At 62.3% G+C, this 13,069-nt stretch carries 11 protein-coding genes, 1 pseudogene and 1 riboswitch; of the genes and pseudogenes, 5 read left to right on the forward strand and 7 right to left on the reverse strand.

Annotated elements, in window-relative coordinates; genetic code table 11:
- Window positions 1-25 precede the first annotated feature (25 nt).
- From EHW12_RS04650 to EHW12_RS04670, 5 genes and pseudogenes are all read right to left on the reverse strand, one after another.
- Window positions 26-823: a GAF and ANTAR domain-containing protein gene (locus tag EHW12_RS04650; RefSeq protein WP_003945473.1), complete on the reverse strand. Its 798-nt coding sequence runs from the start codon at window positions 821-823 to the stop codon at window positions 26-28.
- Window positions 824-1,301: 478 nt separating this feature from the next.
- Window positions 1,302-2,116: pseudogene (locus EHW12_RS04655) on the reverse strand (ABC transporter).
- 47 nt (window positions 2,117-2,163) lie between these two features.
- Window positions 2,164-2,478 (reverse strand): multidrug efflux SMR transporter, encoded by a 315-nt coding sequence (locus EHW12_RS04660; protein WP_007734365.1) that lies wholly within the window; start codon window positions 2,476-2,478, stop codon window positions 2,164-2,166.
- A 14-nt stretch (window positions 2,479-2,492) separates the two neighbouring features.
- A riboswitch (guanidine-III (ykkC-III) riboswitch) is annotated at window positions 2,493-2,558 on the reverse strand.
- Between the two features lie 43 nt (window positions 2,559-2,601).
- Window positions 2,602-3,873 carry a hypothetical protein gene (locus tag EHW12_RS04665; protein WP_125050334.1) on the reverse strand — a complete coding sequence of 424 codons (1,272 nt, stop codon included), beginning with the start codon at window positions 3,871-3,873 and terminating at the stop codon, window positions 2,602-2,604.
- A complete protein-coding gene (locus tag EHW12_RS04670) occupies window positions 3,860-4,360 on the reverse strand; it encodes a hypothetical protein (protein ID WP_063314994.1) in 501 nt (166 codons plus the stop codon). The genes EHW12_RS04665 and EHW12_RS04670 overlap by 14 nt, the downstream gene beginning before the upstream one ends.
- A gap of 164 nt (window positions 4,361-4,524) precedes the next feature.
- On the opposite strand from EHW12_RS04670, the gene EHW12_RS04675 reads away from it, so the two are divergent.
- Window positions 4,525-5,241, forward strand: a complete 717-nt coding sequence (locus tag EHW12_RS04675; RefSeq protein WP_007734368.1) for a response regulator transcription factor — start codon at window positions 4,525-4,527, stop codon at window positions 5,239-5,241.
- Window positions 5,238-6,689: a HAMP domain-containing sensor histidine kinase gene (locus EHW12_RS04680; RefSeq protein WP_003945873.1), complete on the forward strand. Its 1,452-nt coding sequence runs from the start codon at window positions 5,238-5,240 to the stop codon at window positions 6,687-6,689. Before EHW12_RS04675 ends, EHW12_RS04680 begins: the two co-directional genes overlap by 4 nt.
- A gap of 25 nt (window positions 6,690-6,714) precedes the next feature.
- Here the strand turns inward: EHW12_RS04680 and EHW12_RS04685 are convergent, their stop codons facing one another.
- Complete coding sequence (locus tag EHW12_RS04685; RefSeq protein ID WP_042920403.1) at window positions 6,715-8,025, reverse strand: alanine racemase; 1,311 nt, start codon at window positions 8,023-8,025, stop codon at window positions 6,715-6,717.
- 47 nt (window positions 8,026-8,072) lie between these two features.
- A complete protein-coding gene (locus tag EHW12_RS04690; RefSeq protein ID WP_125050335.1) occupies window positions 8,073-9,548 on the reverse strand; it encodes an amidohydrolase family protein in 1,476 nt (491 codons plus the stop codon).
- 203 nt (window positions 9,549-9,751) lie between these two features.
- On the opposite strand from EHW12_RS04690, the gene EHW12_RS04695 reads away from it, so the two are divergent.
- The 3 genes from EHW12_RS04695 (at window position 9,752) to EHW12_RS04705 (ending at window position 12,958) form a co-directional block, all read left to right on the forward strand.
- On the forward strand, window positions 9,752-10,597 hold the full coding sequence (locus EHW12_RS04695; protein WP_007734371.1) for a M55 family metallopeptidase: 846 nt from the start codon (window positions 9,752-9,754) through the stop codon (window positions 10,595-10,597).
- Window positions 10,598-10,805: 208 nt separating this feature from the next.
- The gene (locus EHW12_RS04700; protein ID WP_037132270.1) at window positions 10,806-12,086 is read left to right on the forward strand and encodes an MFS transporter; all 1,281 of its coding nucleotides are present in this window, start codon (window positions 10,806-10,808) and stop codon (window positions 12,084-12,086) included.
- A 14-nt stretch (window positions 12,087-12,100) separates the two neighbouring features.
- Window positions 12,101-12,958: a tryptophan 2,3-dioxygenase family protein gene (locus EHW12_RS04705; RefSeq protein WP_003945883.1), complete on the forward strand. Its 858-nt coding sequence runs from the start codon at window positions 12,101-12,103 to the stop codon at window positions 12,956-12,958.
- Window positions 12,959-13,069 lie beyond the last annotated feature (111 nt).

A 13,069-nucleotide genomic window follows, 5' to 3' on the forward strand; every position in this document is an offset into this window, starting at 1 on the left:
GCTGAGGTGCCGATAGGCGCCCGGTTCAGTTGGTCTCGGGCTTGTTCGTAGCCTGGCGCGGGTCGATCGCGCCGTCGATGTACTGCTGGGCGATCACTCGCAGTTTGACGTTGCTGCGCTGCGAGTCCTGGATGAGAATGCGGAAGGCTCGGTCGGCGTCGACGTGGTGGGTGCCCATGATGATGCCCTTGGCCTGTTCGATGACGCCTCGCGATTCGAGTGCTCGCTCGAGGTCCATTGCGTGCTTTCTGGCGATGTCGAGGCGCTGCGAGCTGTGCAGCGCGTAGGCCGAGGTCACGGCGAACAGTTGGAGCAATGCCACGTCGGCGCCGGTGAAACCTCGGAGGTCGTGGCTGTAGAGATTGAGGGTTCCGAGCGGGCGTTCCCGGCCAGGCAGTGGCATGGACAAGAAGCTGACGGCGCCGACTGCCTTTGCCGCGCTTGCGAATTGAGGCCACCGGCTGTGGGCTTCGCTGGCATGTGCGCGGACAACGGTTCCCGTGCGTGACGACGTCACACTCGGTCCGTAGTCCAGTCGGAATTGGATCGAGTCGACGGTGCGAACAAGTTGGTGGGTGGCGGCGACGGTTCGGAATGTCGTGTCCGAACCGCCGATGGTAATTCCGGCCATGTCGGCGTCGGCGATGAGATCGACGGCATGCCTGCAGACTTGTTCGAGAAATTGCTCGGCCTGGGCATGTGGATCGAGGTGCGCGTACAGCGATTGCAGGGCGTCCGAGGCGGCGTCCAGGCTGTCCTGCGACGCGGAATTTCGGCCCCCGGTGGGGCCGCGGTGTCCTCTGGCGATGCGCGGCGCCGTCATTGTCTCAACCACCCTTCCCCATCACGTCGCAGGCATGTCCGATTCGTCTCATTGTTGCACCGGACTAACTGTTGTGCACTCTGTTTCGGTGGACAAGTGTCTGATGGGGCGGACGGTTATGTGAAGTGGACTGCGTATGCCCAATCGTGATGTTTGATTCGGCCGTTAGCGGGTAGTGCGCCGATCTTGGAATTATGTTGTCCTGCAACAGTTAACGTGGAAACTGCGACCGGGGTACAAGTTTTCTCCGCAATGGCGCGCAGGTCACGAACTTGGCCTATTGTCAGCGCCAGCGCACAATCTTGTACGCGTAACCCGTAGACAGTGAAGGGGATACGACGATGAACGGACTGATCGCGGCTCTGAACAGTGGAATGACCGTTGGCTTGGCCAACACGATCCTGACTTTCGGCGGAATCATCATCAACCTCAACATCGTGATCAACAACTGACCGCGTAATCGGGGAGTAACCGTTTGTTATGCCGATTCGATCGGAAGGTCAGGCCCTGGGCGGTCGCTCTTGCTCTTGAGCCACCGATTGGGAAGTTTGCCGGCAAGTTCTCCGAGTGGACCGACTGCAGCGCTGAGGATTCCGACGGTTTCCTGAAGGACCTCGATGCTCGCGCTCATCCGCTCGAGGTTGGGGGCGAGGGAAGTCAGGGTGTCGGACAGTGCAACGATCTGGTCAAGCGGGCCGCCTTCGGCGATGAGCCGTTCGAAGGCGCCGTTCTCTGCCAGGAGTGTTTCGAGGATGCCGTTCTCGGCCAGTGCGCGATCGATGACACCGTCCTTGGCAGTCAGGCGTTCGACGGCACCGTCTTGCGCTGTCAGGCGTTCCAGCGGACCGTCCTCCGCCATCATTCGGTCGAGGAGACCGTCCGGCGCGAGCAAGCGTTCCAATGCGCCGTTCTCGGCGAGCACCCTATCCAGCGGTCCGCCGGGGGCAAGAAGTCTTTCGAGTGGTCCGCCGGGAGCGAGTAGTCGTTCGAGAGTGCCGTCGGGTGCAGTCAGTTTGTCGACCGGACCGCCGGGAGAGAGAAGTCGATCGAGTGGCCCACCGGGGGCCAAGGCCTGCCCGATGGGCCGATCGTCAGCGGTGAGTGATGACAACTGCTGGATCATCTGCATGGGTCCGCGGGGCTTGCCAAGCCGGCAGCACCCGCCGTCACCGCGCCGGTATTACCGACGGCGATACGAACTGTCGTGACCGTCAGCTCGGCGATTCCCAAACTGATCTCTGCGGCTGCAATGCCCGCGCGTAGGGGAAGCGTGAGCATCTCCAGCAGTTTCATGCGTTAACTGTAACCGGTAACACACAAACACTCACCAGGATCGCCGGTCAGTGAAGGACCTTCAGACCGACGACACAGCCGACGATGCCCAGGATCAGCAGTATCTTGACGATCGACGTGGACTCCGCGCCGGTGATCATCGCATATCCCACAGTCAGGGCGGCGCCGATGCCGACCCAGATCGCGTAGGAAGTCCCGATGGGAAGGGTACGCATTGCATACGCGAGGCCGGCCATACTGACGATCAGGCCGAGGACGAAGACGATGGTAGGCGACATCTTGCTGAATCCGTCGGACTTACCGAGGGCGGTAGCCCAGACAGCTTCGAAAAGTCCGGAAATGACGAGCACGATCCATGCCATGGTGAACAACTCCCAAGGCACCGTCTTTTCGCTGGCCGGGTACGGTGCGCTCGTCCGGATGTCGTCGTTGACCACCCAACCATAGCAACAGAATTCTGCGTTCCGACCCGATCAGCTGGCGATTTAGGTCACCACCGCCGGTCGAACCCGCTTCAGATGGATGCTCGTCACGGCCACCACGATCGTCGCCGTCGCAGCGAGAACAGCCAGAGGAATCGGCGTGTTCACGGCGGCCGGTCCGTGTTCGACGAGCGGACCGGTAGACCACCCGAATTCCCGCGAGCCCGGGTCCAAGAAGGTCGGTGAAACCGAGAACAACGTGAAAGCGACGGGCAACATCGCCCCGCTCGAGACTGCTCCGACGGCAACAGGCATGCATGACGTGACGGCCAGTCCCAGCGCAAGCGGGAGGACGAGGACGTAGGCAACCGTGGTCGCGGCGGCATCCAGCAATCCCGAGAGTGCAGTCACGGCAAGGAGTCCCAGCCCGAGTTGCGGCATCGGTCTTCTCCAGCCGACGACGACGCCCAACGCCAGGGCAGCAGCTCCCGCGGGCATCGCCCAGGTCCAGTCGGATGGAAAGGAAATCGAGCTGACCGAAACCGCACTGACTGCCAGTCCGACGAGTACGAAACGACCGTCGTGTGGCGGCAACCGCCAAGCCAGTGCGACGGTAACGGCAACCGCCAATACCACCGCGATCACCCATGACCCAGGTGATGTCGTCGAGTCCAACCACACATAGAGGGCCGTGAATACCAGGGGCAGAACAACTCCCAGCTTCACCAGGCGTGCGTCGATGTCGCCCGGCTCCTGATTCGGTCGTGCGAGTGCGGCGACTCCACCCACGAGAAGAGTTGCGGCGAGCAGAATCCAGACGGGAACCGTGGACGGCACGGGGTAGGAATCGCCCGGAAGTGTGAGCGACCACCTGGGGACGCGATCGCGCCATAAGTCCGCTGCGCCGAAGTACAGGGTCGTCGTGGTTACGCCGAGTCCGAGAGCGGTTTGTGCTCCGCGGTGACCCTTCGTCGGAAATGCCGCTGCCGCGAGGAAAGCGCCTGCTCCGATTGCGTTCAGAGTCACCGAAATCTGGGCGGAGACGGGGACGAATGCAGGTAGCGCGATGGCGAGGGCGCCGACTACAGCGAAGACACTCGCGAGACCGCCACGTCCCCAGCGATGCAGTAGCGCTACGCCGACGGCCGCAACCACAGCGGCAGTTGCTCCCGCCCACTGCGGCGTGATCACCACCGAGATAACGCCGGCGTCGGAGAAGGAGAAGTCGTCAACTCGGGACTCGGCCACTGCGTACGCGGCTACCACACCGCCGACCAGCGCGGACGCCACAGGACCGTAGAGCTGAGCGATTTGAACTGGGCTACGTTGCTGCATAATTCGTCGAATTTTTGCACAACTCGCCTATACGACTTATCGTCACATCGCCGTGCGGATCAATCCACACCGGTTCCCCGTCTCGAAGTCGAGGAACCAGCAGATGGCGTCCTCGACTCGGCCACTGAACGAAGTCGTAGCCGGCCAAATTTGTCTGAACTGCGTCGGCGACCCACACCGCAGCGTCCGCGAATGCAGTCTCCATCGACAGTGCGTTGAAGTAGCTGAATCCGCTGATGTCACGTGTGCCTTGCCAGCCGATCGTGACGTTGTAGTCGCTGTTGATCGAAAATTCCCAGATCAAACGGTCGACAACAACTTCAGGTCCGAATCGCAGGCAACGCAGATCTTGGGCAACACCTGCGAGGGCCTGTGCCCAAGACTCCGGTGGCGCGAAGCCGGGATCCTCGCCGGTATCGGAGTTGTTGGTGAACAGAGGAATACGCCAGGTCAAGCACTCCATGTTCCACAGTGGGGGTAGTGACATGCCGCATCCTTCCGATTCGTGGGCCTGCACCCCAGCTTTTCAGCTGCACCCGGCTTTTCACCTGCACCCGGCTTTTCACCTGTACCTAGTCCATCACATGCACTCGGCCGTTCACAGGAAGCTCCCAGGGAACATACAGCGGGAATCCAGTGGCAGGGGAGAAGATGGTTCTCGTGACCGACAAGACCCCCGAAGCTCGCATCCTCGTTGTCGACGACGAACCCACCATCGTGGAGTTGCTCTCCGTGAGCCTCCGATTCCAGGGTTTCGAGGTGGCAACTGCTTCGAGCGGCGCCCAAGGCCTGGACGTCGCACGGACATTCCGTCCCGACGCGATCGTTCTCGACGTCATGATGCCCGGGATGGACGGCTTCGGTCTGCTTCGACGCCTGCGCGCCGACGGTGTGGACGCGCCGGTCCTGTTTCTGACGGCGAAGGATTCGCTCGACGACAAGATCAGCGGCCTGACCCTCGGCGCGGACGACTACGTGACCAAGCCGTTCAGCCTCGAAGAAGTCGTGACGCGGTTGCGGGTCATCCTGCGCCGCGCCGGTCGCGGTGTCGCGCCGGAGCAGTCGCCGCGGGTGAAGTTCGCCGACATCGAACTCGACGACGACACCCGCGAGGTCTGGAAGAAGGGCGAGTTGGTTGCACTCTCGCCCACCGAGTTCACACTGCTCCGATACTTCATGGTCAACGCCGGGACGGTTCTCAGCAAACCGCGGATTCTCGACCACGTCTGGAATTACGACTTCGGTGGGGAGGTCGGAGTTGTCGAGTCCTACGTTTCCTACCTGCGGCGCAAGGTGGACACGGGGGAGACACCGCTGATTCACACATTGCGTGGGGTCGGCTACGTGATGCGTGAACCGCGGCAATGATCGCCGCCGCGGAAAACGATCAGCTTCCGAAGCGGGGTCGTTTCCGTCTCCATTCACTGCCGCTGCGCTTCACCCTGGTTGCGGCCTTGCTGGTGTTGGCCGCGCTGGGTCTGTTGGCGTCGGGTGTAGCGGTCACTTCTGCTCTCGAGAACTCACTGACCCAGCGAACCGACAAAACGCTGTACGAAGCGGTCGACGGTTGGGCAAAGCCGCACAGCAGAGACCTGCAGCCGCCCAGTGACGTCGGCCCGGGCACCCGCCCACCCAGCCCCTTCTTCGTTCGGACCGTGACCCCGGACGGACGGGTGATCATCCTGAACGACAAGTCGACGACGACCGAACCCGACCTGTCGAAAGATTCCACCAACGGCCCGATCACCGTCGGATCGAGCGACGGTTCGGACGTGAACTGGCGGGTTCTCACGACGGTCCGCGACGGCACGACCACGACTATCGGTGTGCGACTGACGGATAACGAGCAGACCGTCGACGACTTGGTCGGCCTGCAACTCGGCATCGGCCTGGTTGTCCTGCTGATCCTCGGCGGCGCAGCGTATTTCGTGGTTCGTCGGAGCCTCCGTCCGCTTGTCGAAGTGGAGGAAACTGCCGCTGCCATTGCCGCCGGCGACCTTCATCGACGTGTTCCGGAGCGCGATGACCGCACCGAGGTCGGTCGACTGTCCGTGGCGCTCAACGGAATGCTCGCGCAGATTCAGCACGCATTTGCCGCGACCGAGGCTTCGGAGGAATCGGCCCGGCGTTCCGAGGAGAAGATGCGTAGGTTTGTCGGCGACGCGAGCCACGAGTTGCGCACACCCTTGACGACTATTCGTGGGTTCGCCGAGTTGTATCGCCAAGGCGCCATGACTGATACGGAAACGCTGATGAACCGGATCGAGGGCGAGGCGTCGAGGATGGGACTTCTGGTCGAAGATCTGCTCATGCTGGCAAGACTCGACGAACAGCGTCCACTCGAGAACAAGCCTGTGGATCTGCTTGCAGTTGCGGCGGATTCGGTACAGGCGGCGCGAGCGATCGCACCGGATCGAACTGTCGAACTTCAGATGACCGGCGGCCCAGGCCTGCCCGAAGTGCATGGTGACGAGGCCAGACTGCGTCAGGTAGTTGCCAATCTGGTGGGCAACGCGATCAAACACACGCCGCCGGATGCGCAGGTCACCGTTCGTGTCGGTACGACCGAGAACTCCGCGGTGGTCGAGGTTTCGGATACCGGTCAGGGTTTGAGTGACGAGGATGCCGCGCGGATCTTCGAGCGTTTCTACCGCGCCGACACCTCTCGCACCCGTGAGACCGGGGGCGCCGGTCTCGGCCTGTCCATCGTTTCGGCGTTGGTTGCAGCGCACGACGGAACCGTCAGCGTCGAGACCTCCCTCGGGCAGGGGACGACGTTCCGCGTCGAATTGCCGCGTGACCCGAAGGACGACTGACGCCGGATTACCGCAACCGGTCCCCTCAGAAGTAGGTGTGCACCGTACCGACGACGCGGTAATCCGAATCGACCTCGGGAATCAGTGACCACTTGTCGAATGTTGTGCAGGGATGCGAGATTCCGCAACCGAGCAGATCGCCGACCTTCACGTCGAAGTCAGCCGGAACGTCGACGTACGCGTGCTGGTCGTTGAGTGCGGTGATCGTCAGCTCTCGCGCTGATCGGTTGGATCCGTCGCGTCGGCGCCACAGGACTATGGGAAAGCCTGCGTCGGAACCGACATCGCGGCGGCCGAAGCCCAGGATCACCCGTCCGGGTTCAGGTATGGAGAGCACTACGCCCCAGACCTCTGCGGCTCCCTGCAGAGTTCGCGGACCGTCAGCCCACGGCGAAGTTTCGGCATAGAGACCGTGATCATGGGTGATATAGCAACCGCTGCGCAGCACGATGCGTACACCGTTGTCGAGTGCCCACCGTCCGGCCAGTTCGCGCACAACGAGATCGTGAAATGCGCTGCCGCCGAAAGTGACCAGTGGCCGGGGAGCCTTCGCGGAGTTGTTCTCGAAGAGGTTCTCGGCCACACAGATTTCCGTGAAAACCCGCGCGGATTTGAGATACGAATCGACGGAGATACGGCGGGCTGCTACCGAGGCTCCGGGCATCATGCCCTCGAACCCCTCGACTCCGGTGAGTATCAACGAAGGTGCCTGCGATGCTGCGCGTGCGACGTCGAGTGCTTGCTCGACAGTGCGAGCGCCCGCGCGTCCGCTGTCGTAGCCGAGTTCGACGAGAACCCGGATACGGCTGGCCGGTGAGACTTTCGCGATCAACTGTTCCATCAGGCGGACGCTCTCGACCGAGTCCACGAGGGTGGTGACGAAGAAATCGGGGTCGGTGGCCTGGGCGTCGCAGATCCACCGAATACCGGCGGGATCGAGAACCTGGCTGGCGATGATGATGGTGTCCACACCGAACTCACGCAGAATGCGTGCCTGCGCAACGGTTGCCGCCGTCATCGCCCAAGCCCCGGCGTCGAGTTGCCGTCGAACCAGTTCGGGGCTCATTGTGGTCTTCGCGTGAGGCGCCAGATCCACATCGTGGTCGGAGCAGAACTGTGCCATGAGGTCGACATTGTGCGCGATCGCTGCACGGTTGAGTGTCATCACGGGTAGCAGGAGGTTGCCGTCGAGTGCCGAGATCCCCAGCGGCTCGAGGTCGGAACCGTCGCGACCTTCGAGGTCGGTGCCGAAGGCCTTGTGCTGCCAACCGATCGGGGGGTTCGCGAAATCCGTCATGGCATCGATTGTGCCGTTGATTGCAGACGATGTGTTCATGTGTGGTGACTTTCTGTCAGAACTATGCAGGTCAGAGTGAGATCCGGCTACGAGCGGCGTACCGGGCGACCAGGCAACGCGTCCTGGACCACGACACCGTCTTCGACGACGGGTACTCCGCCGACCAGCACGCGGCTGATACCGGTGGAGGGGCGGGTGCCGTCGATGTACGTGGCGTTGTCGGTGATTCGCTCGGGGTCGAAAACGAGGATGTCCGCGTCGCTACCGGGGCTGATCCGACCTTTCGTCGCCATCGAGGGAACCGACTCCTCCAGAATCTGCGCAGGGATCAACGAGCAGCGCGCGATGATCTCCGACAGCGACAGCAGCCGACGCTCGCGGTACAGCGTACGAATCGCACGTGCATAGGTGCCGGCGCCGCGGGGGTGGCCGAGTGCCTTCTTCGGCAGTGGCCACTGCAATGCGTCGGCAGGCGAACGGCCGGGCCAGGTCAGTGGCATCGCGTCGCTCGCGATGGCGGCGCGATCGAAAGTCATCGCCCGTTCGAGGAATTCGCGCTGCACGGTGTCGTTCTCGTCGAGGAACTCCACCAGCACTAACCCACCGGGGTCGGTGGCCCGAAGATGTTCCAGCTGCTTGCGGTCCGCGATACGTTCACCGGTGGGTACGAATGTCAGCGACCGTGGTGTCAGATTCATCAGGTGCAGCTTGTCAGGATCGAGAAACGCAGCTCCGACGGCCGTCGACCCGGAACCGTACGGATACGCCTCCGTCGTGACGCGCGATCCGGCTGCCTGAACCTGTGCCACCACCGACAGCGCGTGGTCGACGTGCATTCCCGAGGTGCTGTTGACGTGGCAGTAGTGCATGTGTGCGCCGGTTTCGGCTGCTGCACGGGCGATTTCGACGGCACCATCCACCGGGCTCGACGGATCGGCCGAGATGAGAGGGCGCGCATGGGTATAGGTGGGAACACCGGCTCGGACCGCGAGATCCGCCACCTGTAGGTACTCCACCGGATCGGATTTCGGCGCGTACCCGACCACCACGCCGATGCCGAGAGCGCCTGCGGCCAGATCGTTTTCGAGGAGTTCGAGAATGTGGGCGCGCTGAGAGGCGGTGGGCTCGCCCTGCCAGCTCGGGGAACCGAGATGGTGCAGGAGCGTTCTGATGTCGCCGTCGGGATCGGCCCCTGAGAGTTCGATCATTCGGGCGTGCGCCCACGACGTCGCGTAGCCGTAGTTGATCGGGCGGCCCTCGGCGCCGGCCCGGGCATATGCCTTTGCAACAGGAATGACGCCGGCTTCCAGTTCGAGGGCCGTCGTGACTCCGTCCAATGCCTGAAGTCGCTGCTCGGCGATTTCCTGTCCGTGGCTGTGCAGGTCGATGAATCCGGGGCAGATGACCTGACCGGTCACGTCGATCGTCTGCCGGGCTTCGATCGCGTCGCGACCCCACGCCGAGACCTTGCCGTCGGTGATCGCGATGCCCCGAACCTCGTCGGTCCCCGATGCGGGATCGACGACGCGGCCGCCGGTGAACACGATGTCGTGGACCTGCATCAGCGCTGCACTCCTGTCGTTGGTCGAACCGCCTGGCCCGGCGAATGTCCCGATGGTTTCACGGCTCGGGTATCGGATTCTGGTGTGAACGTCCCAAATGGAGGCCGACTCACCGTTCGAGCGGACAAGAAACGGATGCGCTCGAGTGTGAAGGTGAAAGCGAAGTTATCAATTCAGCCGATTGAGATCGATGGAGGACAGGAATGCACGTCTATATTTCGGTGGACATGGAGGGTATCGCGGGTATCGCGACGCTCGATCAGACGATCCGCGGCGGTGGCGGCTACCACCGTGCGCAGATGCTCATGACCGCCGAGACCAATGCTGCGATCGCCGGTGCGTTCGACGCCGGTGCGACGAGCGTCCTGGTCAACGACAGCCACGGAACGATGGACAATCTGCTTCACGCCGACCTGGATCCACGGGCGCGTCTGATCTTCGGAACACCGAAGATGCAGTGCATGGCGGAGGGACTGACGTCCGATCACGACGTCGCTCTGTTTGTCGGCTATCACGCACCGGCCGGTGGGCCCGGCGTCCTGGCGCACACGTTCTCGAGCTTGTTCGCCGACGTCCGCCTCGACGGCAAGTCCGTCTCGGAGACCGACGTCAACACCCTCTACGCTGCCACCCAGGGCGTTCCCGTCGGCCTGGTGACGGGTGACGACATCATCTGCGGCTTGGTCGACGCGGCCTCGCCGACAACCGAGACCGTCGAGGTCAAGAAGGCACATGGATGGTCGGCAACCAATTCGCTGCCGCCGTCGCTGGCGTGCGAGCAGATCCGAGCAGGAGCCGAGCGCGCAGTGCGTAAGGCCGACACACTGAAGCCGGTCGAGCTGCGTGACGAATGGACCCTCGAGATCGTTCACCCCACCACCACGGGAGCTGAACTCGCCGAGGCTGTTCCCGGCTCGCGACGGATTTCGGATCGTACGATTTCGCACACACTCGGCAGCGTCGACGACATTCTCGGTCTGATCACTGTCAATGCCCGGCTTGCAGCCGCAGGCGTCTCGACGATCGTGGCAGTCGCCAATCGCACGTAGTGAAGTAGCGACTCCATCGCGAAATGCCGCCGACGCCGTGTGCGCCGGCGGCATTTGTCATCTCTTGGGGCAGAACATGTTCCGACCGACCAAACGTTGCTTCGGCTATTGGTGAAACGGACCAATGCGGTAGACGTGTTCGCTGTCACACTTCATCAGTCTTTTCAATGTTCCAGTCCATACGGCACAAGACAATTCGGGAGGCTTGATGAAGGCGGAACGCGTCACAGTGGAAGGACCGTCGCGGGCGAGCGACGGTCCGGTTCGAAATATGATGGACAACAGGTCGATTCGTCGTACGACCACCGTTACGGTGGGGCTGCTCAGTACCATCTGGTTGATCGACATGGTGGATCGCGTCATGATCGGGCTTGCGCTTCCGATGATCGGCGACGAATTCTCGCTCAGCAGTACGCAGTTGGGTGGCGTGGTCTCGGTATTCGCGATCTTCTACATGCTCGGGCAGGTCCCCGGCGGAATGTTGGCCGACCGCTTCGGACCCAGGCCCCTGTTGATCGTTGCTTTGATCCTGTGGTCGGTGTTCACAGCGTTGACAGGGTTCGCGTGGGGTCTCGTCTCGCTGATGGTCATGCGTGCGATGTTCGGCATCAGCCAGGGGCTCTTTCCAGCGGCGTCGTTCAAGGCTTTGGCTGAGCGGACGCGTCCGAAAACCAGGGCGACCGCGATGGGTTTCATGCTCGGCGCCAACAACCTCGGCCCCGGCATCGCACCGCTGATCATCGCGCCGGTCCTCATGGCCGTGGGGTGGCGTGACGCGTTCTGGCTGGTGGCGATCGTCGGCGCAGTGATCGGCACGGTGGTGTGGTTGGTGCTGCCCGCACCGCTGGACACGGAAATCTCGGAAGATCCCGAGGCAGCCTTGCAACCTCTGGCGAGCGAGCACTCTCGCGCCGCGGTGTTCAAGTCCGCGTCGGTGTGGAAGTTCGCGATTCTGTTCTGCCTGGCCAACATGTCCGCGTACGGGCTGATGACCTGGGTGCCGAGTTATCTGCTCAACGACAAGGGACTCTCGCTGATCGACACGGGAATCTTTGCCGCAATCCCCTTCATCGTCACGGCGCTGGCCACGATTGTGGGCGGGCGGTTGGTGGACAAGTACTTCCACGACCGGGCCAGGATCCTTCTGGTTCCGTGTATGGCCACGTCGGCAGTCCTTTTGTTCCTGATGACCACCGCTGACACCGTCGCGATGTTCACGTTCTACGAGACGTTGGCTCTAGGCATCAGCGGTCTGTGTTCGATGTCGATCTTCGCGATGCCGTTGCGGGCACTTCCGGCCGAATTCCTCGGTTCCGGAATGGGTTTGATCAACGGTTGTGGTCAGTTCGCCGGTTTCATCACCCCGCTCGTGATGGGATGGATGGTGGACCAGTTCTCGTACATGGCTGCATTCGGAGTCCTGGTCGGAGCGACGAGCGCTGCCGCATTGGTGGCCATGATCGTTCCGCAGACCCCGGCGAAATTCTGACAAGGAGACCGAAGATGTCGGCAACGGACGGCACACGAAAGATCGAAGACGACGTCGTCACCGATTTTTCCGGGAAGATGAGTTACGGGGCCTACCTCGGACTCGATACCCTCCTGGATTCGCAGCACCCGGTGAGCGAGCCGGAACACCACGACGAACTCTTGTTCATCATTCAGCACCAGACCAGCGAGTTGTGGCTCAAGCTGTTTCTCCATGAGATTCGGGCGGCCAGAGCAGCGATCGCTGCCGACGACATTCGGGTTGCGTTCAAGCGGATCGCACGTGTCAAACACATTCAGGCCACCTTGACCGAGCAGTGGTCGGTGTTGGCGACACTGACGCCGGCGGAGTATGCGGAGTTCAGGGGCGTTCTCGGCAACTCATCGGGGTTCCAGTCGTACCAGTACCGCGCCGTGGAATTCGTGCTCGGAAACAAGAACGCGGGCATGCTGAAGGTGTTCGAATCGGATCCGTCCGCCCATCGATTGTTGGAGACCCTGCTCGGGGAGCCGACACTGTACGACGAGTTCTGGCGGTACCTGTCCAGGCAGGGGTACGACGTTCCGGCGTCGGCTCTCGAACGAGACGTCAGCGCGCCCTACGTGCGAAACGACGAACTGATTCCGCTGGTCAAAGCAATCTACGAGAACGTCGAACAGCACTGGACGGCGTACGAGGCGTTCGAGGAGTTGGTCGACCTCGAGGAGAGCTTTCAGCTGTGGCGGTTCCGGCACCTTCGGACCGTGCTGCGGGTGATCGGCATGAAGAAGGGGACCGGCGGTTCGAGTGGTGGTGCCGGCTTCCTGCAACGTGCGCTGGAGTTGAGCTTCTTTCCCGAGCTGTTTGCCGCCCGAACAGAGATCGGTACCTGACACACCTGCTTGATGACACCCAGCTGTTCGTGACACACGACGAATCCGAGCCCGAAGGACAGGAGTCTTGGACAAGATCCGACAGGGTCGCTTCGACCAAGCTTGACTGCG

The organism is Rhodococcus sp. NJ-530 (assembly GCF_003860625.1).
Lineage (GTDB): Bacteria > Actinomycetota > Actinomycetes > Mycobacteriales > Mycobacteriaceae > Rhodococcus_F > Rhodococcus_F qingshengii.

Excerpts from the sequence above, each read along its gene's own strand:
- EHW12_RS04650 (WP_003945473.1), bottom strand. The coding sequence starts at position 823 with ATGACGGCGCCGCGCATCGCCAGAGGACACCGCGGCCCCACCGGGGGC.
- EHW12_RS04660 (WP_007734365.1), bottom strand. The coding sequence starts at position 2,478 with ATGGCATGGATCGTGCTCGTCATTTCCGGACTTTTCGAAGCTGTCTGG.
- EHW12_RS04665 (WP_125050334.1), bottom strand. The coding sequence starts at position 3,873 with ATGCAGCAACGTAGCCCAGTTCAAATCGCTCAGCTCTACGGTCCTGTG.
- EHW12_RS04670 (WP_063314994.1), bottom strand. The coding sequence starts at position 4,360 with ATGTCACTACCCCCACTGTGGAACATGGAGTGCTTGACCTGGCGTATT.
- EHW12_RS04675 (WP_007734368.1), top strand. The coding sequence starts at position 4,525 with ATGGTTCTCGTGACCGACAAGACCCCCGAAGCTCGCATCCTCGTTGTC.
- EHW12_RS04680 (WP_003945873.1), top strand. The coding sequence starts at position 5,238 with ATGATCGCCGCCGCGGAAAACGATCAGCTTCCGAAGCGGGGTCGTTTC.
- EHW12_RS04685 (WP_042920403.1), bottom strand. The coding sequence starts at position 8,025 with ATGAACACATCGTCTGCAATCAACGGCACAATCGATGCCATGACGGAT.
- EHW12_RS04690 (WP_125050335.1), bottom strand. The coding sequence starts at position 9,548 with ATGCAGGTCCACGACATCGTGTTCACCGGCGGCCGCGTCGTCGATCCC.
- EHW12_RS04695 (WP_007734371.1), top strand. The coding sequence starts at position 9,752 with ATGCACGTCTATATTTCGGTGGACATGGAGGGTATCGCGGGTATCGCG.
- EHW12_RS04700 (WP_037132270.1), top strand. The coding sequence starts at position 10,806 with ATGAAGGCGGAACGCGTCACAGTGGAAGGACCGTCGCGGGCGAGCGAC.
- EHW12_RS04705 (WP_003945883.1), top strand. The coding sequence starts at position 12,101 with ATGTCGGCAACGGACGGCACACGAAAGATCGAAGACGACGTCGTCACC.